23 protein-coding genes are annotated in these 23726 nt (G+C 39.1%); 21 read left to right on the top strand and 2 right to left on the bottom strand.

Annotated elements, in window-relative coordinates:
- The first annotated feature begins 4 nt into the window (after positions 1-4).
- From uvrA to NLW78_RS12410, 14 genes are all read left to right on the top strand, one after another.
- A complete protein-coding gene (uvrA, locus tag NLW78_RS12345) occupies positions 5-2872 on the top strand; it encodes an excinuclease ABC subunit UvrA (RefSeq protein ID WP_254497453.1) in 2868 nt (955 codons plus the stop codon).
- Positions 2873-2982: 110 nt separating this feature from the next.
- Entirely contained in the window at positions 2983-3336 is a 354-nt protein-coding gene (locus tag NLW78_RS12350) for a YojF family protein (protein WP_254497454.1), read from the top strand.
- A gap of 13 nt (positions 3337-3349) precedes the next feature.
- Positions 3350-4024: a bacillithiol biosynthesis deacetylase BshB2 gene (bshB2, locus tag NLW78_RS12355; protein WP_254497455.1), complete on the top strand. Its 675-nt coding sequence runs from the start codon at positions 3350-3352 to the stop codon at positions 4022-4024.
- 65 nt (positions 4025-4089) lie between these two features.
- A complete protein-coding gene (locus NLW78_RS12360) occupies positions 4090-5130 on the top strand; it encodes a DUF4097 family beta strand repeat-containing protein (RefSeq protein WP_254497456.1) in 1041 nt (346 codons plus the stop codon).
- 22 nt (positions 5131-5152) lie between these two features.
- On the top strand, positions 5153-5515 hold the full coding sequence (locus NLW78_RS12365) for a phage holin family protein (protein WP_254497457.1): 363 nt from the start codon (positions 5153-5155) through the stop codon (positions 5513-5515).
- A 125-nt stretch (positions 5516-5640) separates the two neighbouring features.
- Positions 5641-6579: an HPr(Ser) kinase/phosphatase gene (hprK, locus tag NLW78_RS12370; RefSeq protein WP_254497458.1), complete on the top strand. Its 939-nt coding sequence runs from the start codon at positions 5641-5643 to the stop codon at positions 6577-6579.
- Positions 6580-6596: 17 nt separating this feature from the next.
- Positions 6597-7418 carry a prolipoprotein diacylglyceryl transferase gene (gene lgt, locus NLW78_RS12375; RefSeq protein ID WP_254497459.1) on the top strand — a complete coding sequence of 274 codons (822 nt, stop codon included), beginning with the start codon at positions 6597-6599 and terminating at the stop codon, positions 7416-7418.
- A gap of 30 nt (positions 7419-7448) precedes the next feature.
- Positions 7449-8408 carry a nucleoside recognition domain-containing protein gene (locus NLW78_RS12380; RefSeq protein WP_254497460.1) on the top strand — a complete coding sequence of 320 codons (960 nt, stop codon included), beginning with the start codon at positions 7449-7451 and terminating at the stop codon, positions 8406-8408.
- A complete protein-coding gene (gene ppaX, locus NLW78_RS12385) occupies positions 8383-9021 on the top strand; it encodes a pyrophosphatase PpaX (protein WP_254497461.1) in 639 nt (212 codons plus the stop codon). Before NLW78_RS12380 ends, ppaX begins: the two co-directional genes overlap by 26 nt.
- Positions 9022-9025: 4 nt before the next feature.
- Positions 9026-9556: an acyltransferase gene (locus NLW78_RS12390; RefSeq protein WP_254497462.1), complete on the top strand. Its 531-nt coding sequence runs from the start codon at positions 9026-9028 to the stop codon at positions 9554-9556.
- A gap of 46 nt (positions 9557-9602) precedes the next feature.
- Complete coding sequence (locus NLW78_RS12395) at positions 9603-10151, top strand: glycerol-3-phosphate responsive antiterminator (RefSeq protein WP_254497463.1); 549 nt, start codon at positions 9603-9605, stop codon at positions 10149-10151.
- A gap of 240 nt (positions 10152-10391) precedes the next feature.
- The gene (locus tag NLW78_RS12400) at positions 10392-11219 is read left to right on the top strand and encodes an MIP/aquaporin family protein (RefSeq protein WP_254497464.1); all 828 of its coding nucleotides are present in this window, start codon (positions 10392-10394) and stop codon (positions 11217-11219) included.
- A 31-nt stretch (positions 11220-11250) separates the two neighbouring features.
- Positions 11251-12741: a glycerol kinase GlpK gene (glpK, locus tag NLW78_RS12405; RefSeq protein ID WP_254497465.1), complete on the top strand. Its 1491-nt coding sequence runs from the start codon at positions 11251-11253 to the stop codon at positions 12739-12741.
- 178 nt (positions 12742-12919) lie between these two features.
- On the top strand, positions 12920-14581 hold the full coding sequence (locus NLW78_RS12410; protein ID WP_254497466.1) for a glycerol-3-phosphate dehydrogenase/oxidase: 1662 nt from the start codon (positions 12920-12922) through the stop codon (positions 14579-14581).
- A 275-nt stretch (positions 14582-14856) separates the two neighbouring features.
- Here NLW78_RS12410 and NLW78_RS12415 read toward each other — a convergent pair whose 3' ends face one another.
- Positions 14857-16860 (bottom strand): penicillin-binding transpeptidase domain-containing protein, encoded by a 2004-nt coding sequence (locus NLW78_RS12415; protein ID WP_254497467.1) that lies wholly within the window; start codon positions 16858-16860, stop codon positions 14857-14859.
- A 192-nt stretch (positions 16861-17052) separates the two neighbouring features.
- On the opposite strand from NLW78_RS12415, the gene NLW78_RS12420 reads away from it, so the two are divergent.
- The 7 genes from NLW78_RS12420 to NLW78_RS12450 all read left to right on the top strand — a co-directional run bounded on the left by NLW78_RS12420 (position 17053) and on the right by NLW78_RS12450 (position 23045).
- Positions 17053-18081, top strand: coding sequence for a tetratricopeptide repeat protein (locus tag NLW78_RS12420; RefSeq protein WP_254497468.1), 1029 nt, complete (start codon positions 17053-17055; stop codon positions 18079-18081).
- An 85-nt stretch (positions 18082-18166) separates the two neighbouring features.
- Positions 18167-19117 (top strand): thioredoxin-disulfide reductase, encoded by a 951-nt coding sequence (gene trxB, locus NLW78_RS12425; protein ID WP_254497469.1) that lies wholly within the window; start codon positions 18167-18169, stop codon positions 19115-19117.
- A 259-nt stretch (positions 19118-19376) separates the two neighbouring features.
- Entirely contained in the window at positions 19377-19841 is a 465-nt protein-coding gene (locus tag NLW78_RS12430; protein ID WP_254497470.1) for an NUDIX hydrolase, read from the top strand.
- 11 nt (positions 19842-19852) lie between these two features.
- Positions 19853-20728 (top strand): RNase adapter RapZ, encoded by an 876-nt coding sequence (rapZ, locus tag NLW78_RS12435; RefSeq protein ID WP_367617683.1) that lies wholly within the window; start codon positions 19853-19855, stop codon positions 20726-20728.
- A gap of 4 nt (positions 20729-20732) precedes the next feature.
- Positions 20733-21689 (top strand): gluconeogenesis factor YvcK family protein, encoded by a 957-nt coding sequence (locus NLW78_RS12440; protein WP_254497471.1) that lies wholly within the window; start codon positions 20733-20735, stop codon positions 21687-21689.
- 19 nt (positions 21690-21708) lie between these two features.
- Positions 21709-22647, top strand: a complete 939-nt coding sequence (gene whiA / locus NLW78_RS12445; RefSeq protein ID WP_254497472.1) for a DNA-binding protein WhiA — start codon at positions 21709-21711, stop codon at positions 22645-22647.
- A 143-nt stretch (positions 22648-22790) separates the two neighbouring features.
- Positions 22791-23045, top strand: coding sequence for an HPr family phosphocarrier protein (locus NLW78_RS12450; RefSeq protein ID WP_254497473.1), 255 nt, complete (start codon positions 22791-22793; stop codon positions 23043-23045).
- Positions 23046-23127: 82 nt separating this feature from the next.
- Here the strand turns inward: NLW78_RS12450 and clpP are convergent, their stop codons facing one another.
- Positions 23128-23715: an ATP-dependent Clp endopeptidase proteolytic subunit ClpP gene (gene clpP / locus NLW78_RS12455; protein ID WP_254497474.1), complete on the bottom strand. Its 588-nt coding sequence runs from the start codon at positions 23713-23715 to the stop codon at positions 23128-23130.
- Positions 23716-23726: the final 11 nt, after the last annotated feature.

A 23726-nucleotide genomic window follows, 5' to 3' on the forward strand; every position in this document is an offset into this window, starting at 1 on the left:
GTATATGACGATGAAGTCAATCAAAATACAAGGAGCGCGTGCCCACAATTTAAAAAATGTTAATGTAGAAATTCCGAAAAACAAGCTTGTGGTTATGACAGGCTTGTCTGGTTCGGGGAAATCTTCGTTAGCATTCGATACGATTTATGCTGAAGGACAACGTCGGTATGTAGAATCGTTATCTGCTTATGCGCGTCAATTTTTAGGGCAAATGGATAAACCAGATGTAGACGCGATCGAAGGACTATCTCCGGCAATATCCATTGACCAAAAAACAACTAGTCGAAACCCTCGTTCAACAGTCGGAACGGTTACGGAAATCTATGATTATTTACGTCTTCTCTATGCACGAGTAGGGCGCCCGACGTGTCCGGAGCATGGCATTGAAATTGAGTCCCAAACGGTGGAGCAAATGGTTGACCGGATAATGGAATATCCGGAACGAACGAAGCTGCAAATATTAGCCCCTGTCGTTTCTGGACGGAAAGGTGAGCATGTGAAGGTCATAGAGCAACTGCGAAAAGAAGGGTATATTCGCCTGCGTGTTGACGGAGAAATGCGGGAAATATCTGAAGACATTAAGCTTGAGAAGAACAAAAAGCATTCCATTGAAGTTGTTGTTGACCGTATTGTTGTGAAGGATGGTGTTGGTTCTCGTTTAAGTGATTCGTTAGAAACTTCCTTGGAACTTGGCGAAGGAAAGGTAATCGTCGATGTAATTGGCGATGAGGAATTACTATTTAATGCAAACCACGCTTGCCCAATTTGCGGCTTTTCAATTGGTGAACTAGAACCTCGTTTATTTTCCTTTAATAGTCCATACGGAGCTTGTCAACGTTGTGACGGATTAGGAACGAAACTAGAAGTCGATTTAGATCTCGTCATTCCTGATGGGGATTTAACTTTACGGGAGCATGCGATTGCTCCTTGGGAACCGACTAGTTCCCAATATTACCCACAATTATTAGAAAGTGTTTGTCGTCATTATGACATTGATTTAGATACACCGGTAAAAGACCTACCGAAAGAAAAAATGGATAAAATTTTGTTTGGTAGTGGTGGAGATCAAATCGAGTTTCGCTATACAAACGAACGAGGACAAATACGATCAAATTTCATATATTTTGAAGGGGTTGTTAACAATGTAGCACGTCGCTACAAAGAAACGTCTTCGGATTATATTCGTGAGCAAATGGAAAAATATATGGCACAAAAGCCGTGTCCAACTTGTAAAGGGTACCGCCTGAAGGAAGAAGCACTTGCGGTATTAGTCGATGGAAAGCATGTAGGGGAAATAACGAAGTATTCTGTTCATGAAGCTAAGTCCTTCTTTGAGAGTGTCCAATTATCAGAAAAAGAAGAGCATATTGCACGAATGATTTTAAAGGAAATTATGGATCGGTTATCTTTCCTAATGAATGTAGGGCTTGATTATTTAACATTATCCCGGTCGGCAGGTACCTTATCGGGAGGGGAAGCACAGCGGATTCGCTTAGCAACGCAAATCGGTTCAGCTCTTACTGGTGTTTTATATGTATTAGATGAGCCGTCCATAGGGTTGCATCAACGGGATAATGACCGCTTAATTGCTGCCCTGCAACGAATGAGAGACTTAGGGAATACACTGATTGTTGTAGAACATGATGAAGATACTATGCTTGCAGCCGACTATTTAATCGATATTGGTCCAGGTGCTGGTGTCCACGGCGGTGAAATTGTTGCTAATGGTACACCAAAACAAGTCATGAAGAATAAAAAATCCTTAACAGGGCGCTACTTATCAGGGAAGAAATTCATTCCACTTCCAAAGGAACGAAGGGAAGGTAATCAGAAATATGTTGAAATTAAAGGCGCTAAGGAACATAACTTAAAGAGCGTAAATGTGAAAGTGCCTTTAGGCCTAATGACAGTAGTGACAGGGGTTTCCGGATCCGGTAAGAGTACGTTAATTAATGAAATTTTATATAAATCACTTGCGCAAAAGTTGTATCGTAGTAAGGCGAAACCAGGGAAGCATCAAGAAATCAGAGGGATTGAACATATCGAGAAGGTGATTGATATTGACCAATCACCCATTGGTCGTACTCCTCGTTCAAATCCAGCCACATACACCGGTGTCTTTGACCATATTCGTGATGTATTTGCATCCACAAATGAAGCAAAAGTACGGGGTTATAAAAAAGGACGTTTTAGCTTTAACGTAAAAGGTGGTCGCTGTGAAGCGTGCCGGGGAGATGGCATTATAAAAATTGAAATGCACTTCTTACCAGACGTGTATGTCCCATGTGAAGTATGTAATGGGAAAAGATATAATCGAGAAACTTTAGAAGTAAAATATAAAGGGAAAACAATTGCCGATGTTTTGAATATGACAGTGGAAGATGCCCTTGAATTTTTCAAAAATATTCCGGTCATTAAACGAAAATTACAAACGTTATTTGACGTTGGTTTAGGATATTTACGTTTAGGGCAACCAGCTACTACATTATCTGGCGGGGAAGCGCAACGGGTGAAATTAGCAAGTGAACTTCACCGCCGCTCCACTGGTAAATCATTATATATATTGGATGAACCGACAACAGGTTTACACGTTGATGATATCTCCCGTTTACTTGTTGTATTACAACGACTAGTTGAAAACGGTGATTCTGTTTTAATTATTGAACATAATTTAGATGTGATTAAAACAGCGGATTATATTATTGATTTAGGACCCGAAGGTGGGGAAGGTGGCGGAATGATCGTAGCCACTGGAACACCAGAAGAAGTGGCGAATTATGAAAAATCCTATACAGGACGCTACTTAAAGCCAGTACTTGAGCGAGATCGGCAACGGATGGAAGATAAAATTGACGAAATGATTACGACGTAAACGAAATAGCCGGTTAATCCGGCTATTTCTACATAAAAGTGCAAAACGTTGACGTTCAGCATACGTTTCGCTATCGTAAAAACAAGAAGAACGTGAGAGGAGTACAATGAATGAAACCGATTCAAATAGAAAACGTTCAGCGGGAGCTTGATCGCTTTCAAAACCGTGATGTGTATCTTCACTTGGAAACGACGAACGGGGCATACGCGAAGCATTTTGACAAAAATGCTTCAAATGCTGGAGCCTTCATTCGAAATGCACAAGTTCGTTTCACACGTGCAAAAATTGTAGGTGGAACTGATTCATACCGAGTAGGATTAAAAATGGATATTGGTTGGATCTACGCTGAGGGTTTGGCAGATTGGGAAGTAACGGAAGAAGATCAATTGTTATTAGCAGGGCATGATGCGGAAGGAAGATTGACTGTCGCGTTACAAATTAGTGAAAAGCCATTTCGATATTAAGGGAGAGATGTATGTGTATCATCATAAACATGTAGTCGTTATCTATCCACACCCAGATGACGAGTCATTTGGAGTTGCAGGAACAGCGACAAAATTTCATCAAAACGGTATTCCAGTTACGTATTTGTGTGGAACGTTAGGTGAAATGGGACGAAATATGGGTACCCCCCTTTTTGCAAACCGGGAATCTTTACCGGAAATTCGTAAAAAGGAGTTAAAAGATGCTTGTAACATCCTACATATGGATGTGAAAATGCTTGGATACCGAGACAAAACGTTAGAGTTTGAATCGACAGATGAAATTGCAGCCCATTTGCTTACATATTTGGAGGACATTAAACCAACCTTAGTCATTACCCATTACCCGGATTATGCCGTTCATCCGGATCATAATGCGATGGGAGCAGCTGCGGTAAAGGCGGTTGGCAAAATGGACAATGATGTTCGACCAGAATTGTGGGTGCAAGCTATTACGAATGATCGTCATCAAACATTAGGGACTCCTGATGTGAACATCGATACAGAAGACGTTTTCCCAACGAAAATGGAGGCGATTAAAGCTCACCGTTCACAGGCGGAAGGAATGTTAAGTAGAATGAGAGAGAGTCCTGACTTTATTGGTGAGTATGAGGAAGCATTGAAACGTCTACAATTTGAAGAATTTTACGTTTGGAAGTTTAACGACTAATTTGTCCTACACCTTTTTAGGTGGGGACACTTTTTTTAACGGACAATGGGAAAGGGGAGGTTCGTGTGAATAAGAAGAAGCGGGAAATTTTGAATAAACTGAAGGCGGGAGACATTTCAGTAGAAGAGGCAGAGGAATTATTGGAGAAGTTACAGGATGAAGAGTTCATAAATGAAAACATGGATGGTAAATACCATTCCACAAAACAGAAAGTAAAGAGTGTAATTGAAGAAACGATTCATAAACTAAAAAAGACGGATTTAGATTTTAACTTTGGTCATTATGAACAAGTTTCCCGTGTGTTCCAATATGAGGATCAACTAGTAAGTGACATGGATGTCCATATTGAGAACGGTACGGTCAATGTTAAACAATGGGATGAACCTTCCATTCGAATTGAGATTAATGCAGACGTTTATCAAGTCGAAAACGAAGAGGAAGCAACCGATGCATTAAATCGCCATCTCCATGTTGATATTCAAAAACAAACGTTACAAATCCGCTCGAATATAAGAAAAATGAAATGGAACATTACCCTATATCTCCCGGAGAAGAGTTATATCCATGGTGCTGTACGAATATTTAATGGACCGATCTATATGAAAAATGCGATGTTCCAAACGTTAAATGCGAAAACATCGAACGGGAACATTACAATTGATAGAGGAGTAGGTGTTAAGTGGGAATTAAATACGGTGAACGGAAATATTTATACGAATAATGTCCGTTGTGAACAGTTACAAACAGAAGCGATAAAAGGAAAAGTACACCTCCACGGAGACTTTCAAAAAGTCGATACACAAGTGGTAACAGGAAGTATCGTCTGTCATTGGCGAGGTTCTTCAGGTTACTCCGGATTTTTTAAATCAACGACAGGTAATGTGGATTTATACGTCCCGAACAATGTCCAAATTGAAGGGCAATTAAAAACGAATATAGGGACAATGATTTGCAACCTTCCTCACCAAGTCATCCAAAGCGAAAAAGAATTATTACACTCCAAAATGCGGTTTCGTACGTCCGGAAATGGCCATGATATGTTTTATATTGAAGCAGAATCAAAAACAGGGCAGGTAAGGGTGGAGCCTTATATTCCTGCTAATTGATAAACCGAAAGGGGAGGTTCTGATGTTAAAGAGGTGGATATTATCTATAGTACTAAACGCAGTTGCGCTTATTGCTGTGGCGGAACTTTTTCGCAGCTTTCATATTGAAGGTTTTGGAACAGCGGTGTTGGCGAGCTTTATCTTGTCCATACTAAACGTTATCGTAAAACCGATATTGATTATGTTAACATTACCGATAACAGTACTATCCTTGGGGTTATTTTTATTTGTCATTAACGCGATTACGTTAATGATCGCTCAAGCTTTACTAGGGGGCAGTTTTGTTATACAAGGATTTGGCACTGCTCTCATCGCTGCCATTGTCATTTCGGTGATTAACCTTCTGTTGAATCGATTAATTGTTGACACATTACGTAACGAATAGTTTAACTTACTAGCGGGTATTTTACCTGCTTTTTTTATGGAACGATAGTAGAGAACAGACGATTTTTGGAAAACATGCTACAATAGGAAACAATGATTGTATATCGATTAGGAGGATGTAACATCATGGCAAAAGTCCGCACAAAAGACTTACTCGATCGTTTCCAGTTAGAATTAGTAAGTGGAAAAGACGGTATTCATCGTGAAATTATTACTGGAGATATTTCCCGTCCAGGTCTTGAGATAGCTGGATATTTTAAATATTATCCTAAGGAACGGTTGCAAATACTTGGGAAAACAGAAATTTCATTTATAAATGAATTATCTAGGGACGAAAAGAAAGAACGAATGGAAAAGCTTTGTACAGATGTAACACCAGGTTTTGTTGTAACACGGGATATAGATGTTCCGAAGGAGTTAATTGAAGCAGCTGATGATGCTGGGGTTCCGGTAATGAGTTCCCCCTATAAGACGACAAGTGTCATAAGCAGAATAACAAATTATTTAGAGTCTAAATTTGCCCCATTTACAGCTATTCACGGGGTTTTAGTAGATATTTACGGTGTAGGAGTATTAATCACAGGACAAAGTGGTGTCGGAAAAAGTGAGACGGCATTGGAGCTTGTTAAAAGAGGCCACCGTCTTGTTGCTGATGATAGTGTAGAAATACGTCAAGAGGATACAGACACATTAATCGGAAATGCTCCTGAATTAATTAAACATTTGCTAGAAATTCGTGGCTTAGGGATCATTGATGTTATGACCTTGTTTGGAGCTGGAGCTGTACGGAATTACAAACGAATTTCCCTCGTCATCAATTTGGAAATATGGGATCCAGATAAGCATTATGACCGTTTAGGTCTTGATGAAGCGAAGATGAAAATTATTGATGTAGATTTACCTAAAGCTACAGTACCTGTTAGACCTGGACGAAACTTAGCCGTTATTATAGAAGTTGCGGCAATGAACTTCCGCCTTAAACGAATGGGGATTAATACTGCTGAACAATTTTCGCAACGATTAAGTAATGTAATAGACCATGACCATGATGAAAAATATGAATAAAAAGGGAGGTTATCATTTTGGTATGTACAACTGTACCTTATGACCGTGTTTTTTTAGAAATTGGACCATTGACCATTTACTGGTATGGAATTATTATTGCAACGGGCGCTTTCTTAGGTTTATTGTTAGCAACAAAGGAATCTGAACGTCTCGGATTACAAAAAGATACATTTGTTGATTTGCTTGTGTTTGCGATTCCTGCTGCATTATTAGGTGCAAGATTATATTATGTTATTTTTGAATGGGACCGATATTCAGGTGGCCCGTGGTGGGGGATCTTCGCCATTTGGGAAGGCGGTATCGCTATTCACGGTGCCTTAATAGGTTCAATTGTCACAGCGGTTATTTATGCGAAAGTGAAAAGGATATCCTTTTGGAAAATTGCAGATATTGCAGCACCAAGTTTAATTCTTGGTCAAGCAATTGGCCGTTGGGGAAATTTTATGAATCAAGAGGCTTACGGTGGCCCAATATCCGAAGCTGCTTATCAAAATGGTCTTCAATACATCCCGGATTTTATTATGAATCAAATGTGTGTAAATGGTGTGTATCACCATCCTACATTTTTATATGAGTCCGTTTGGAATTTCATTGGACTGTTCATATTACTATATTTACGTAAAGTAAATTTACGCCGTGGAGAGATGTTCTTTACGTATATTATTTGGTATTCAATTGGAAGATTCTTTATTGAAGGGCTAAGAACTGATAGTTTATATTTAGTTGGAGATATACGAGTTGCACAGTTAATTTCTATCCTTGCGATTGGGATCAGCATTATTTTCATTGTGTATCGTCGTAGAGCTGGTTACGCAAATAAAAGATATAAAGATAAATAACAACTGAGTAGAACGTGAGGAGGAACGAGATTGTCCGGAATAATAAAAAGAGGATTTATGAGCGGGCTGGCATTAACATGGACATTGGGGAAAATTATATTTCCGGTAACGGTTATCATAATGATTATAAGTCACACGAAGCTTTTTCCAATTATTATCGATTGGATATCACCTTTCATGAAACTGTTAGGATTATCGGGAGAAGCAGCTGTTCCTCTTGTTATGGCAAACTTTTTAAACTTATACGCTGGGATTGGAGCCATCTTAACGTTTGGTTTTACGGTAAAAGAAGTTTTTATAATGGCGATTATGATGTCCTTTTCCCACAATTTAATCATAGAGGGGACACTTGCATCGAAAGTTGGCGTTAACTTTTGGGTAATCACAGGAGTTCGTGTTCTCTTAGCTGTTTTTTCTGCTATTCTTATTAACGTTTTTTGGGATGGCGGTGCGGAAATGGCTCAATACGGACTCATTCCAGCTGAAACTGCAGCACCAGAAACGTGGGGAGCGATTATTTTTACAGCGTTAAAGACGGCAACGGTTGGAGTATTTCAACTAGCTCTGATTGTTATACCACTTATGATAGTTATGCAATGGTTGCGTGAACGGAACTATTTTGACTTCTTATCCAAAAAATTAGAGCCGTTCACAAAGGTGTTAGGTGTGGAACGAAACGCATCTATGGTTCTTGTATTTGGATTAACCATCGGCTTGGCATACAGTGCTGGATTAATGATTCAGTCCGCTAAGGAAGATGGTGTATCGAAAAAAGATATGTATCTCGTCTTAATTTTCCTCGTATCATGTCATGCGGTTATAGAGGATACACTCGTATTTGCGCCATTAGGGATACCACTATGGCCATTATTAGCAATAAGATTAATTACAGCGTTATTACTTACTGCATTGATTGGTGTTATATGGAACAAAGTTGAAGTCTCAAAAAGAAAGGAACCAACAAATGAGCATTCGTACAATTCTCTTTGATTTAGATGAAACATTAATTGACACGAACGAACTAATTATTTCTTCATTTGAGCATACGTTACAACATTTTCGACCGAATGAGTTTAAGCGTGAGGACATTTTACAATTTATCGGTCCTCCGTTAGCGGATACGTTTAAACAAGTTGCACCTGACAAAATTGATGACATGATTGAAGTATATCGTGCGCATAATCTCGAGCATCATGACGAACTAGTCACTCCGTTTGATGGGGTGGTAGACACGATTAAACAGTTGAAAGAAGAAGGTTACCAACTAGGAATTGTAACAACGAAAATTAAAAGTACAGCTATACGTGGACTAGAAGTAACCGGCCTTGCTCCGTATTTTAATGTGATTATTGGACTTGATGATGTGACAAACGCAAAGCCTGATCCAGAGCCAGTAAATAAAGGGATGGCAGCATTCGGAGCTAAACCTGAGGAAACAATGATGATTGGAGACAATCACCACGACATTTTATCTGGTCAAAACGCTGGCACAAAAACAGCAGGAGTTGCTTGGACGATTAAGGGGCGGGAAACGTTAGAAAAACTAAATCCTACTTACATGCTCGATCATATAAGTGATTTGCGGAAAATATTGAGGAAGTGATCTTATGCGGAAAACGAAGCGTTATCGGGTACACGGCCCGAATTCCTTATGGCATGTATATAAAACCGTTCCGTTTTTCAAAGTGATAAAAAACTTTCTCGTCATTCAAATTGCCCGGTATACCCCTATTCTGTCATGGAAAAATTGGATGTACCGAAAGTTGTTGAAAATGGAGGTCGGGAAGCATGCATCGTTCGCCCTTATGGTGATGTTGGATATTATGTTTCCCGAGAAAATCTCAGTAGGGCGGAATACGGTAATCGGTTATAATACGACAATCCTAGCCCACGAATATTTAATTAAAGAGTACCGTCTTGGTGAGGTCGTCATAGGGGATGACGTAATGATTGGTGCAAACTCTACGATATTACCTGGTGTTACAGTAGGAGATGGGGCTATTGTTTCAGCAGGTACCCTAGTACATAAAGATGTCCCTAAAGGTTGCTTTGTCGGTGGAAACCCGATGCGAATTATTTATAATGAGGAAGAAATGGAACAACGAAGAAGAGAAGATACATTTTTGGAAAAATTGTAAAGCAGGCATATGCCTGCTTTTTCGTTAATATAATGGAGGTGTAGACATGTCTTTACCATCTGGTATTTTGCCGGCAGTTCGAAATATGAAAGACTTTGAAAGATTGTTAGCCAGTGATCACGAATATCTCATCTTCTTAGAAACGAGGATTGCCCAGTTATTTGACCTCGTGAAATATGCGAAAAAAAGTAATAAAAAGGTTCTCATACATACAGATTTAGTACAAGGATTAAAGGCAGACGAGCATGGTCTAGAATATTTAATACGGAAAATAAAACCTGAAGGGGTTATTTCCACACGAGGGAACATCATAACGGCGGCTAAAAAACATAACATTATAGCGGTTCAACGTCTCTTTTTGCTAGATAGTCATGCACTTGAACAAAACTTAAAAATCATTAATAAAGTAAGACCCGACTATATCGAAGTCTTACCCGGATTAATGCCAGGACTGATTCAAGAAATCTATGAAAAAACGAATTTACCGATTATTACAGGTGGATTAATACGGTCAGAAGTAGATGTGCAATGTGCTTTAGATGCTGGTGCTGTTGCGGTGACAACATCAACAACAGATTTATGGAGGCTAAAATAATCGTATAAATCATGTAAAAATTTCCATTAGGTATTGACAGCGCTTCCATAATCTCGTATCTTATACTTAACAAGTTAACAACGTGACGGAGATTTGGAGATCCACACCGCAAGTCATACTATCCCTGGGAGGAGTATGGACATGATGTGTGGATTTTTTTATGCTCAATCTCTCATGCTATGAAACTTGTGTGGTTTCGGTTTGATAAGTATGAAAAATTTCATAAGGGGGATGTGTAGAATGGCTGAATTTTTAGCTGAAGTCATTGGTACGATGATTTTAATTATTTTCGGGGGCGGTGTTGTAGCAGGTGTCGTCTTAAAGAACTCGAAAGCAGAAGGTGCTGGCTGGGTTGTTATTACATTTGGGTGGGGTCTTGCCGTTGCGATGGCCGTTTATGCAGTTGGTCAATTTTCAGGGGCACACATTAATCCAGCGGTAACAATTGGATTAGCATCAATAGGGGAATTTCCGTGGGAGAAAGTTCCTGTATATGTAACGGCACAAATGATTGGGGCGTTTATCGGGGCTGTCGTTGTATTCTTTCACTACTTACCTCATTGGAATAAGACGGATGATCAAGGTTTAAAGCTGGCAGTATTCTCAACAGACCCTGCTGTTCGTAGCCCACTATCAAACTTTGTAAGTGAGTATATTGGTACATTTATTTTACTACTCGGAATTTTGTTTATCGGGGCGAATGAATTTACTGAAGGGTTAAATCCATTTATTATCGGTTTCTTAATTGTTGCAATCGGTATGTCCCTAGGTGGAACGACTGGTTACGCGATTAATCCAGCCCGTGATCTTGGACCTCGAATTGCACACGCAGTATTACCGATTCCTGGAAAAGGCTCATCTGATTGGGGTTATGCAGGAATACCGGTTGTAGGACCTGTGTTAGGTGGAGTGTATGGTTCATTATTCTATCAAGCAGTATTTGCAGGGAATGCGACAGTATTTTTCTGGATCTTTACAGCATTCACTGTTGTGCTATTTGTAGGGGCTGCGAATTCAGAGTTGAAAAAGCAAAGTGATGTTTCCGTTAGTGCAACAGAAAGTGCATAAATAAAACAGTGAAATTTGAGGAGGAATACGGATGGGGAAGTATATTTTAGCTTTGGACCAAGGAACTACGAGTTCCCGCGCTATATTGTTTAATCATGATGGTGAAATTGTTGAGACGGCTCAAAAGGAATTTGAACAATTTTTTCCGAAGCCAGGTTGGGTAGAACATGATGCGGAAGAAATTTGGACGTCTATCTTAGCGTGTATATCTGAAGTACTACGAAAAGCGGATGCAAATCCAACTGATGTAGCTGGAATCGGTATTACGAACCAGCGTGAAACGACAGTAGTATGGGATAAACATACAGGTAAGCCTGTTTATAAAGCCCTCGTATGGCAGTCACGTCAAACAGCAGACATTTGTAATGAGTTAAATAATCAAGGGTATGGAGACCTGTTCAGAGAAAAAACCGGGTTGTTAATTGATGCTTATTTCTCTGGTACAAAGGTGAAATGGGTTCTCGATAATGTAGAAGGAGCTCGTGAAAAAGCAAATAACGGTGATCTCCTATTTGGAACAATTGATACGTGGTTAGTTTATAAGCTGTCAGGCGGAAAAGCCCACGTGACAGATTATTCGAACGCGTCCCGTACATTAATGTTTAATATTTATGATTTGCAGTGGGATGATGAACTTCTAGATATCCTAACCGTACCGAAAAATATGCTACCAGAAGTTCGTCAGTCATCTGAAGTATATGCGAAAACAGTAGATTACCATTTCTTTGGGCATGAAGTTCCGATTGCCGGTATTGCAGGGGACCAACAGGCGGCACTGTTCGGGCAAGCGTGTTTTGAAACCGGTATGGCGAAGAACACTTACGGAACGGGATGTTTCATGTTAATGAATACAGGAGATAAAGGAGTACCTTCGAAACACGGTCTTCTTACAACGTTAGCATGGGGAATTGATGGAAAAGTTGAATACGCTCTAGAAGGAAGTATTTTCGTAGCCGGTTCAGCAATTCAGTGGTTACGTGACGGGTTACGCCTCATTGAAAGTGCACCAGAAACAGAGGGATTAGCTACTTCTGTTGATTCTACAGATGGTGTTTACTTAGTTCCAGCTTTTGTAGGACTTGGAACACCATACTGGGATAGTGATGCACGGGGAGCAGTATTCGGATTAACACGTGGTACTACAAAGGAACATTTTGTACGTGCTACATTAGAATCACTTACGTACCAGACGAGAGATGTGTTGGATGCTATGGAAGCAGATTCTGGTATAGACTTAAAAACTTTGCGTGTAGACGGTGGAGCCGTTAAAAATAACTTCCTCATGCAGTTTCAAAGTGATATCTTAGGAGTTCCTGTAGATCGTCCAGTCGTTCAAGAAACAACAGCACTAGGGGCTGCTTACCTTGCAGGCCTTGCTGTTGGCTATTGGAAAGACAAAGAAGAAATTGCAAAACAGTGGAAAAACGAACGAACATTTACGAACGAACTGTCTGAAGAAAAACGTAATGAACTATATGACGGCTGGAAAAAAGCTGTTAAGGCAACAAGGGAATTCAAATAAGCTCTACTTTACATGAACAAACGCGAATGCTATACTATCCACAAAGTTAATAAATAAGTTTGGACGGAGAATTGGAGAGACCACAAACCTCTTAGGAATATCCCTAAAGAGCGTTTTGTGGTCTTTTTTTTATCATTTGCCAAATATTTCCTAAAACATAAAATAAGGAGCGATATGTATGGTTTTTTCCAGTTTCAAACGTAAGGAAATATATCAATCTATGAAAGAAAAACAGCTTGACGTCCTCATTATCGGTGGAGGCATAACCGGTTCCGGTATTGCATTAGATGCAGTTACCCGTGGAATGTCAGCAGCTGTTGTAGAGATGCAAGATTTTGGAGCAGGAACATCAAGTCGTTCTACGAAACTTGTACACGGTGGACTGAGATATTTAAAACAGTTTGAAGTGAAAATGGTCGCAGAAGTTGGGAAGGAGCGAGCAATCGTTTATGAAAACGCTCCTCATGTAACAACACCAGAATGGATGATGCTTCCATTTTTCAAAGGCGGAACGTTTGGACCATTGTCTACAAATATCGGTCTTAGGATCTACGATTTTCTGGCAGGGGTGAAGAAAGCGGAACGACGGAAAATGTTTAATCGTTATGAGGCTTTAAAGCGGGAACCACTTTTGAGGCAAGAGGGATTAAAAGGTGCGGGTTATTATGTAGAATATAAAACAGACGATGCCCGTCTAACATTAGAAGTGATAAAAAAGGCAGTAGAAAAAGGAGCGAAAGCTTTAAACTATACAAAAGTAGAACGCTTATTATATGAACATGGAAACCTTGTTGGGGTTGAAGTTAAGGATCAAATTGACGGATCACGCCACCATATATATGCGAAAAAGGTTATTAACGCAGCTGGTCCTTGGGTTGATACGCTTAGAGAAAAAGACCAATCAAAACAGGGAAAAACATTACACTTAACAAAGGGAATCCACCTCGTATTTGATGGAGAACGATTTCCGTTAAAACAGGCAATTTATTTTGACACTCCAGATGGACGAATGGCATTCGCTATTCCACGTGATGGAAAAACATATGTAGGTACAACAGATACAACATATAAAGGGGATATCGGCAATCCGAAAATGACAACGGCTGACAGGAATTATGTATTAGAAGCGATCAATTTTATGTTTCCAAATGTAAATATTACACCTGAAGATGTAGAGTCTAGTTGGGCAGGATTGCGACCTCTCATTCATGAGGAGGGTAAGGACCCTTCAGACATCTCACGGAAAGATGAAATTTTTATCTCAAATTCAGGGCTTATCTCGATTGCAGGAGGTAAACTGACAGGCTTCCGAAAGATGGCGGAAAACGTTATTGATCTAGTTGCAGAACAGTTGTATAAGGAGGAAGGAAAGCAATATCCAGACTCTCAAACAAAACATATGGCTCTATCAGGAGGGGAAGTCGGTGGATCAGAAGGATATCGAACGTTTTATCAGGAACAGGTTGAGGCAGGGATACAGCTTGGTTTAACAGAAGAATCGGCGATGGAACTAACGAAACGATACGGTGGCAATGTTGTAAAAGTTTATGAACGGCTCAAGGAGGGCAAAGATACGGTTGAAAAAGAAGGGCTAGACCCTGTTGTCTATGCAACTTTAACATATGCTCTAGAAGAAGAACTTATCTATAAACCTGTTGATTACTTTATACGGAGAACAGGTGCACTTTTCTTTAATATTCAATGGGTACAGAACCAGAAACAATCTGTCATCCGCTATTTAGCAAAGGTGTTAAAGTGGACTGATGAACAAAAGCAGAATTATACAGAAGAGTTGGACCAACTTATCTATGATGCAGTGCATCCTGTAGAAAAGGATTAACTGGCATAGCAGTAAATGACATTACAATATTAAATAGAGGAATGAGACAATGCACATCATATAGAGTCCGATAACGTGGAGAAAATATAAGGTAATAACATATTGACACGCGCCGTAACCAAGAAATGCTTGGATAGAGATATTGAACTGCACCCCGATTGTTGGAGAATATCTAACAATTGGAAGTGCAGTTTCAAATATCCAAGCTTTCGATTATATATTAAAAAAATAAGAGACCAACGATTTGGTCTCTATTATAAATAATTTGCCTTTTTTTAATAAATTGCCTCGTATACATTTTTCACTTTTTCTGCAACGTAGCGGCTTCCACCTTTGTCTTCAACATTTTCAATAAGCATCGTAATCAGGATGCTAGGATTATCGCTCTCATAAGCAACAAATAGGCCGTTTTCTTGTCCCCCTTCTTCGTTCTGAGTTTGTTTTAATTCAGCGGTACCTGTTTTTCCTGCGAGAGGTACAGATGAAAGGTCGGCGACATTTCCTGTTCCGTTGGGATCTGCTATTACTGTCCGTAAGTAATCGTTTATTAAGTTCGCATGCTCTGAGGATAAGACATTTTCATGCCATACTTGTCGTTCTCCATCCTTCATTAAGTATGGTTGCACCAGATCCCCATTGTTTACAAATGGGGTATACATTGTCGCTAAGTGAAGTAAACTGACTTGGATTTGACCTTGACCATAGCCACTATCTGCCCGTAATACTTCATTTGCTAAATCCCCATTGTTCGAAATTTTTGATTGGGGGAGTGGGTATTCAAACGGAATCTTCTGTTGAAAACCAAATTGTTGCAGTCCATCTACCATTGTTTCGTTTGCGATATTAACTGCTGTTTGACCGAAATAAATGTTATCAGAATACATGAGGGCATCTTCTAAATTAACCGGTTTTCCTGGGTCTGTTACACGTCGAATCTCATAATCTCCCCATGATCCATTTTTTTGCCATGTCAATCCTTGAATATCAAAGGTTTCTTCAGGGGAAATGACATCGTTCGCTAAGGCAATCGCGGCTGTTACTGGTTTAAAGGTTGATCCTGGTGAGTATGGATTGGTAAACCGGTTTAAAAGAGGGTTCTCCTCATCATGTAATAATTTCAAATAGTAGGTCGAAGTTAATAAGTTAGCATCAAACGATGGTGTACTTACGAGTGCTAACGCTTCACCTGTTCGTGGGTCAATGGCGACAGTTGATCCTTTTTCTCCTGCCAATTCTTTATAGAGCTCTTGTTGAATATTTGCATCAATGGTTAAGTGAAGATCTTTTCCTTTTTCGGGCTGCCTTTTTACGACAGTAACCTTATCATTGCCTTTATCAATATAAATTTCAGCACCATTTTTGCCTCGTAACTCATTTTCGTAGAGAAGTTCTAATCCCCTTTTCCCAATGACATCACCTTGTTTATACCCCTCACCATTACGTTTTTCGAGTTCTTCAGCTGTTATGTCCCCTGTGTAGCCCACTAAGTGGGTAGCGGCTTCTCCCTCGGGGTATACCCGGCCGCGAACGTCGCTTTTTAAAACCCCTGGTAAAGCAAATAATTTACTTAATAACTCTTCATCTCCAGGGTTAACGGTTTGAATGGGTACAAACAAATTCGGCTTGACCCAATTTTGGTTTAACTGGCGGTCAATATAGGAAACGTCCACATTTAAAAGGTTTGATAGTTGTTCTTTAATGTCTTCCTCTTGCTCTCCTAACTCTTTCGGAACGATTCCAATATTATATAATGTGTCATTAATGGCTAGCCCTTTTCCGTTACGATCGAAGATTTGTCCACGAGGTCCTCGATTTGTTCGGAGGTGAACAGTGTCTCCGTCCTCTAATTGAGGGAATATATAACTGGGGTTCCAGTCCACATACCAACTTAGTTCATCTTCGTTTCCTTCTTTTTTTAAGATTGCTTCATGGTCAAAGGAGTAGGTCCCCGCAACAGTTTCCATTTCTACGTGAAAAGGATAGGTAATTTCAATTTGGTCCTTTTCTATTTCTTCTTCAGTTGGAGATTCAAAGGTTACGTGCACTTCTTCAACTAAGTCTCCATATATCTTTTCATATCGTTGCACCATATCTTCCTCTGTATATTGTTGCTTTGCTTCCTCAGCTAGGTAGCTTTCGTACATTTGGCTAAATTGATGTTCATTCCATAACTCGACGTATTCTTCGAAGCGGTCACTTGGCATCACTTCATCGTCTTTACATGCTGAAAGAGCGAAGATTGACCCGAATATGAGCAAACATATAACCCGTCGTTTCAAAGGTGTCACCCTTTCTATATTTTTGTCCTTTATTTTACCAAAAATTAGAAGTACAATGGTAATGTTTTTATATCCTTTTTGTAAAAAGGATTCCGAATTATGGTATGATGACACTAACAGAGTTAGAATATTTATTATTCGAGAACAACTTAATCAATGTGACAAATAGCATCAACTTAGGAGGGTTAGATCTTGAATGATTATAAAGGACTCGTAGATAATGTATATAAGCCGAATATTGTCCCTTTCTTAGTTGAAGGCGAATTTTATTATTCAATCGGAGTGAAAGCTTTTCAAAAGCATGAATTTAATAAAGCACAAAAGTGGTTAAAACGCGCAGTAGAACTTTCGCCTGATAATCCATTATATCAATGTCAACTATCCGTACTTTATACAGAGTTAGGTTCCTACCATAAAGCAAATCAAATCTTAGCAGAAGTTATGACGAAACATGGCCATGAATATGTAGATTGTTATTATTTAATTGCAAATAATTATGCACATCTAGGCCTGTTTAAAGACGCGCAAACGAATATTGAACTATATTTAGCTCAGGCACCAAAAGGTGAATTTTCAAAAGAAGCAAAGCAGTTGTTAGAAGTACTTGAGCTATATAATGAAGAAAGTGACGATGAATGGAAATTAGATGACGAGGATGACCTGTTAGCTTATCAAGAGACCGCTTTTTACCATATTGAACATGAAGAGTGGGAGCAGGCTTTGGTTTTACTTGAAGAAGTGATGGCCCTTTATCCAGACTACAAAACGGCAAAACATGATTATGCGTTTTCGTTATTTTTCTCTGGAGATGAGGAAGAAGCGATTAAGCTGGAAGAAGAATGGCTGGAACGAGATCGTCACTCATTTCATAGTCAGCTAAATTTGGCTTTGTTTTATTATTATCAAAATAAAAAGGAACTATGTAATGCTTACATAGAACCTTTTCGAAATGTCTATCCTATTCATGAACAACCAAAATTAAAATTAGCCGTGACCTTTGCTCAAACAGGACGTTATGAAGAAGCTTACCGTCGTTTTAAATCACTTGGAAAGGGAGTCGTCAAAGGACATCTATCTTATTTTAAATGGTACAGCATTGCTACTTATCGAATAGGGATGCCAGCAAAGGCGTTGGAAATTTGGGAGGATGGTTGTAAACGACATCCATACTTAGCAAATCACGATGGCCCTTGGAAAGATGATACCAAAAAACGTTTTTGAGCATATGAATAGACGTAAGAATTTGTGTCTTATACGATAGACATGACAATAATCATTGATTCAAGTGAATAAAGGGGATGAAAGAATGGCAGAGGATAAGATTTATGACGTAATCATTGCTGGAGCAGGCCCTGCCGGAATGACAGCAGCTGTCTATACATCTAGGGCAAACCTAGATACGTTAATGCTAGAGCGTGGAATTCCAGGCGGACAAATGGCAAACACGGAAGATATTGAAAACTACCCTGGCTATGATCATATTCTTGGACCAGATTTATCAAACAAAATGTTCGAACATGCGAAAAAATTTGGTGCCGAATATGCTTACGGTGATATAAAAGAGGTTAAGGATGGCAAGGAATATAAAACAGTTGTGGCTGGCAACAAAGAATATAAAACACGTGCAGTCATTATTACTACTGGTGCGAAATATAAGAAACTAGGTATTCCGGGAGAAGAAGAACTAGGTGGCCGTGGTGTCTCCTACTGTGCAGTATGTGATGGAGCTTTCTTTAGAGATAAAGAACTAATTGTTGTGGGTGGAGGAGACTCTGCAGTTGAAGAAGGTGTATATTTAACTCGTTTTGCAAAAAAAGTGACAATCGTACACCGTCGTGATGAGCTTCGCGCCCAAAAAATACTTCAACAAAGAGCTTTTGATCATGAAAAGGTTGATTTCATTTGGAATACTGTCGTGAAGTCCATTAATGAGAAAGATGGAAAAGTAGGCAGTGTAACGCTTTATGATAAAGCGGAAGATAAAGAGTATGAAAAAGAAACAGATGGAGTCTTCGTATATATTGGAATGGAACCGTTAAGTGAACCATTCAAGAGCCTTGGAATTACGAATGAAGAAGGTTACATCCCAACAGATGAAAATATGCAGACAAACGTTCGGGGTGTGTTTGCAGCAGGAGATATCCGTGAAAAACACCTTCGTCAAATCGTTACAGCTACAGGAGACGGAAGTATTGCAGCCCAATCTGCACAGCAGTACATCGAAAATCTATTAGAAGAGTTAAAAGTAAAACAATAACAGAGGGTTAATAAAAGTAATTACATTTTAATCCTGTTGTAACACGCCTGAAACATTTTTGGGGTACAATATAATTAACTTAAGTATTGACCCCCTTTTAATAAATACATTTTTCGCACAGGTATAGCTACCTGTGTATTTTTTTTTGAGGAAAAACGAGGATGTAAATTTCCAAAATTCGTTCGATGGTGCTGAATATTGATTCATAGTATAATAAATATAACTGGCTTACAAATGAACGGAGAAATGAGGCTAGAGTATGCAGCGGATAACGAATTGTATTTTAAAACAAGGTAATGAAATTTTAATGTTAAAAAAACCTCGAAGAGACTGGTACTGCGCACCTGGTGGAAAAATGGAACCAGGTGAGCATATTCGTGGGTCAGTCACGAGAGAGTTTCAAGAGGAGACTGGTTTAACATTGCTACACCCTGAATTAAGAGGGGTCTTTACGTTTGTCATCAAAGAGGATGGGCAACAATTTAAGGAATGGATGATGTTCACGTTTTATTGTGAATCAAGTGAAGGCGAACGATTGGATGTATCACAAGAAGGGGAGCTGGAATGGGTTCCTGTTTCGGAAGTATTGCAAAAAGATATGGCTGAAGGTGATCGTCACATTTTTCAGCACGTCTTAACAAGTAATGAAATCATTTATGGCACGTTTACATATACGACTGACTTTACATTGCTTTCGGTAGAACTAGATATAAATGGAGTTTAGGAGGTGATCGAGTGGAACAAAAGGATATTGATCTAGTCATTATTACAGGGATGTCTGGTGCAGGGAAAACAGTTGCAATCCAAAGCTTTGAGGATTTGGGTTACTTTTGTATAGATAATTTGCCACCGGCATTATTGCCGAAATTTTTAGAGTTAATGAAAGAAAATGAGCAAAAGGATCAAAAAGTAGCTGTTGTTATGGATTTACGTGGACGGGAATTTTTTGATGCTTTATTAGATACATTGGAGCATATCGGAAAAGAAAGTGCCATTACGGAAAAAATTCTTTTCCTAGATGCAGATGATCAAGTGTTAGTAAACCGTTATAAAGAGACGAGGCGATCCCATCCACTATCTCCAGACGGTTTACCTTTAAACGGGATTCATAAGGAAAGGGGAATTCTGGATGAGTTAAGGGGAAGAGCGCAACAAATTATTAATACGTCCTCACTATCCCCAAGAGAATTACGGGAAAAAATCTTGAATAACTATAAAGAAAAGACACAACAAATCTTCTCAGTGAACTTTGTTTCTTTTGGATTTAAACATGGGGTCCCAATTGATGCCGACTTAGTATTTGATGTTCGCTTTCTGCCCAACCCCCATTATATTGACTCTATGCGTTCGCTAACAGGACTAGACAGTGATGTTTTTGAATACGTATTTAAATGGACAGAAACCCAAACATTTCTTTCTAAATTAACCGATTTACTGGAATTTATGTTACCTCAATATAAGCGGGAAGGAAAAAGTCAGATTGTTGTAGGAATTGGTTGCACCGGTGGACAACACCGTTCTGTAGCTATTTCTGAACATTTAGCTGACACGTTTTCTAAATCGTACGTAACAAACGTAACTCATCGAGAGATTGAGAGAAAGAAAGGATAATCAAATGACTACAGAGAGAAAACCGAATGTTGTTGTAATTGGGGGAGGAACAGGGATGCCCGTATTGTTGCGGGGACTGAAAAATTACCCGATTGATTTATCCGCAATCGTAACCGTGGCAGACGACGGTGGAAGTTCAGGCCGCCTTCGTAATGAGATGGCCATACCTGCTCCCGGGGATATCCGGAAAGTCATAGCGGCTATGTCAGACGTAGAACCTATGCTCTTGAAACTCTTCGAACACCGTTTTCAAAATGGGAATGGGTTATCTGGTCACTCAATGGGGAATTTATTGCTAGCAGCTATGACATCGATTACAGGTGATTTTTATGATGGGATTAAAGAAATATCTAAAGTACTAAATGTAAAAGGGAATATTTATCCTATAGCAAACCAAAACATGTATTTACATGCTGAAATGAATGATGGAACCATTGTATCTGGTGAATCAAAGATTCCTAACGCGAACAAAAAAATCCGTCGTGTTTTTTTAAGTCCCGATCATATTGAACCTTTACCGGAAGCGGTGGAATCGATTAGACAAGCAGACTTAATCGTCATTGCTCCTGGCAGCTTGTATACAAGTACATTACCTAATTTAATTGTTCCTGAAATTGGGGATGCGATTCGTTTAAGTGAGGGGAAAATTGTATACGTATGTAATGTGATGACACAGGCAGGGGAAACGGATAATTTTACTGCAGCTGACCACGTACAAGTTATCCACGATCATCTCACCCATGATTTAATCGATGCAATTGTTGTTCATAATACCCCGATTGATAAGAACATACGTAAAGTGTATGAGCAAGAGAATGCCTCGCCTGTAACATATGATCTAGAACGGTTAATCCATATGGGTCTAGAAATCATCGAGGGCGATATTATCGAATCTAAAAACAAAATGTTACGTCACAATACAGATAAAATCGCTAAATTGCTACATTCATTAATTATGTAAAGGATTAGGGGGATACAGAATGTCATTTGCTTCTGATACAAAAAAGGAATTGACGAAAGTTGAAATTGATGACTGTTGTACAGAGGCGGAATTAGCGGCTCTCATTCGTATGAACGGATCGCTTTCTTTCACGAACCGGGAATATGTACTGGATGTTCAAACGGAAAATGCAGCTATTGCGAGACGAATTTATGTCCTGATTAAACGGATTTATTTCCATCCAGTTGAACTTCTTGTAAGAAAGAAAATGAGGTTAAAGAAAAATAACGTGTATATTGTACGACTAAAAGAAGAAGTTCGTACGCTTCTTACAGATATTGAAATATTGGATGAGCCCTTTTCCTTTGTTGAATCAATAGCAAATAAATATATGAAAAAGAAATGCTGTCGTCGTTCATATTTGCGAGGAGCATTTTTAGCGGGCGGTTCTGTTAACAATCCAGAAACGTCTTCGTATCATTTGGAGATTTTTACTTTATATAAAGAACATAATGATGCGCTCTGCGAACTAATGAACCGCTTTTCATTACACTCCAGAACATTGGAACGAAAAAAGGGTTATATTACGTACTTAAAAGAAGCGGAAAAAATTACAGAGTTTCTAAATATTATTGGGGCACACCAAGCTTTGTTGAAGTTTGAGGATGTACGTATTATGCGTGATATGCGTAATTCGGTCAATCGACTCGTGAATTGTGAAACAGCGAACTTAAATAAGACGATTGGTGCTGCTTTCCGACAGGTTGAAAATATTCGCTATATTCAAAAGACCGTAGGGTTGGAAAAGCTTCCTGATAAGTTAAGAGAGCTAGCCGAAGTTCGGTTGGAAAACCAAGATGTTACATTAAAGGAACTTGGAGAGTTGTTATCAGGGAACATTAGTAAATCTGGCATCAATCATCGATTACGTAAAATTGATGAATTTGCCGAGAAGGTAAGAAAAGGTGCCATTACGTAAAATGTTTCATCATAAAAATTCCATTTCCTAACTGTTCATGATATAATAACAGAAAAAATAAAACGCTTTCATTTTGAAAGCGTCTTTTCTTATATTCATAGAATAACGTTTACACCATTGGAACGATTGGGAGGGGAATGACGGTGATAGAGAGAACAGTTACGGTCCAGTTAACAGCTGGTCTACAAGCAAGACCTGCTGCTAAATTTGTTCAAGAGGCAAATCAATTTTCTGCAGATATTTATTTAAAAAAAGACGGAAAGCGTGTGAATGCGAAAAGCATCATGGGCTTAATGAGCCTTGCTGTCGGAAATGGGGAAGACATTGTTTTACAAGCTGATGGTGATGACGCAGAAGAAGCGTTAGAAAAGCTTTCGACTTTCGTAATAGAAGAATAATATTTTCTAATCACATTTGTGAGTTGTTGAGCAATTTCGATATAACAAAACCCTTGTCATTATGACAAGGGTTTTAATCATGTTAGTCGTTTTTACTTTCCATTACTTTGTCTACAAGTCCGTATTTAAGTGCTTGTTCGGCAGACATAAAGTTATCACGATCCGTGTCACGCTCAATCACTTCAAGTGGTTGACCTGTGCGATCGGATAAGATTTTATTAATTTTATCGCGCATTTCAACGATACGTTTCGCATGAATTTGAATGTCTGCTGCTTGACCTTGCGTTCCGCCTAATGGTTGGTGAATCATTACTTCACTATTTGGAAGAGCATAGCGTTTTCCTTTTTCACCTGCAGCTAATAGGAAAGCACCCATTGATGCAGCCATACCGATACAAATCGTCGATACATTTGGTTTAATGAAGTTCATTGTATCGTAAATCGCCATACCTGCTGTAATGGAGCCACCAGGTGAATTGATGTATAGAGAGATATCCTTTTCAGGATCTTCTGCAGCTAAAAATAGCAATTGGGCAACTACTGAGTTTGCAACATTATCATCAATTGCACTCCCTAGCATAATGATGCGGTCTTTTAACAATCTTGAGTAAATATCGTAAGCACGTTCACCGCGGTTTGTTTGTTCTATTACTGTTGGAATTAAGTGCATAGTAACTCCTC

Source organism: Salirhabdus salicampi, from assembly GCF_024259515.1.
GTDB lineage: Bacteria > Bacillota > Bacilli > Bacillales > Alkalibacillaceae > Salirhabdus_A > Salirhabdus_A salicampi.

Bases quoted from the DNA above. Each gene is read 5' to 3' on its own strand.
- uvrA (WP_254497453.1), top strand. From the start codon at position 5: ATGACGATGAAGTCAATCAAAATACAAGGAGCGCGTGCCCACAATTTA.
- NLW78_RS12350 (WP_254497454.1), top strand. From the start codon at position 2,983: ATGAAACCGATTCAAATAGAAAACGTTCAGCGGGAGCTTGATCGCTTT.
- NLW78_RS12365 (WP_254497457.1), top strand. From the start codon at position 5,153: ATGTTAAAGAGGTGGATATTATCTATAGTACTAAACGCAGTTGCGCTT.
- hprK (WP_254497458.1), top strand. From the start codon at position 5,641: ATGGCAAAAGTCCGCACAAAAGACTTACTCGATCGTTTCCAGTTAGAA.
- ppaX (WP_254497461.1), top strand. From the start codon at position 8,383: ATGAGCATTCGTACAATTCTCTTTGATTTAGATGAAACATTAATTGAC.
- NLW78_RS12390 (WP_254497462.1), top strand. From the start codon at position 9,026: ATGCGGAAAACGAAGCGTTATCGGGTACACGGCCCGAATTCCTTATGG.
- NLW78_RS12395 (WP_254497463.1), top strand. From the start codon at position 9,603: ATGTCTTTACCATCTGGTATTTTGCCGGCAGTTCGAAATATGAAAGAC.
- NLW78_RS12400 (WP_254497464.1), top strand. From the start codon at position 10,392: ATGGCTGAATTTTTAGCTGAAGTCATTGGTACGATGATTTTAATTATT.
- glpK (WP_254497465.1), top strand. From the start codon at position 11,251: ATGGGGAAGTATATTTTAGCTTTGGACCAAGGAACTACGAGTTCCCGC.
- NLW78_RS12410 (WP_254497466.1), top strand. From the start codon at position 12,920: ATGGTTTTTTCCAGTTTCAAACGTAAGGAAATATATCAATCTATGAAA.
- trxB (WP_254497469.1), top strand. From the start codon at position 18,167: ATGGCAGAGGATAAGATTTATGACGTAATCATTGCTGGAGCAGGCCCT.
- NLW78_RS12430 (WP_254497470.1), top strand. From the start codon at position 19,377: ATGCAGCGGATAACGAATTGTATTTTAAAACAAGGTAATGAAATTTTA.
- NLW78_RS12440 (WP_254497471.1), top strand. From the start codon at position 20,733: ATGACTACAGAGAGAAAACCGAATGTTGTTGTAATTGGGGGAGGAACA.
- whiA (WP_254497472.1), top strand. From the start codon at position 21,709: ATGTCATTTGCTTCTGATACAAAAAAGGAATTGACGAAAGTTGAAATT.
- clpP (WP_254497474.1), bottom strand. From the start codon at position 23,715: ATGCACTTAATTCCAACAGTAATAGAACAAACAAACCGCGGTGAACGT.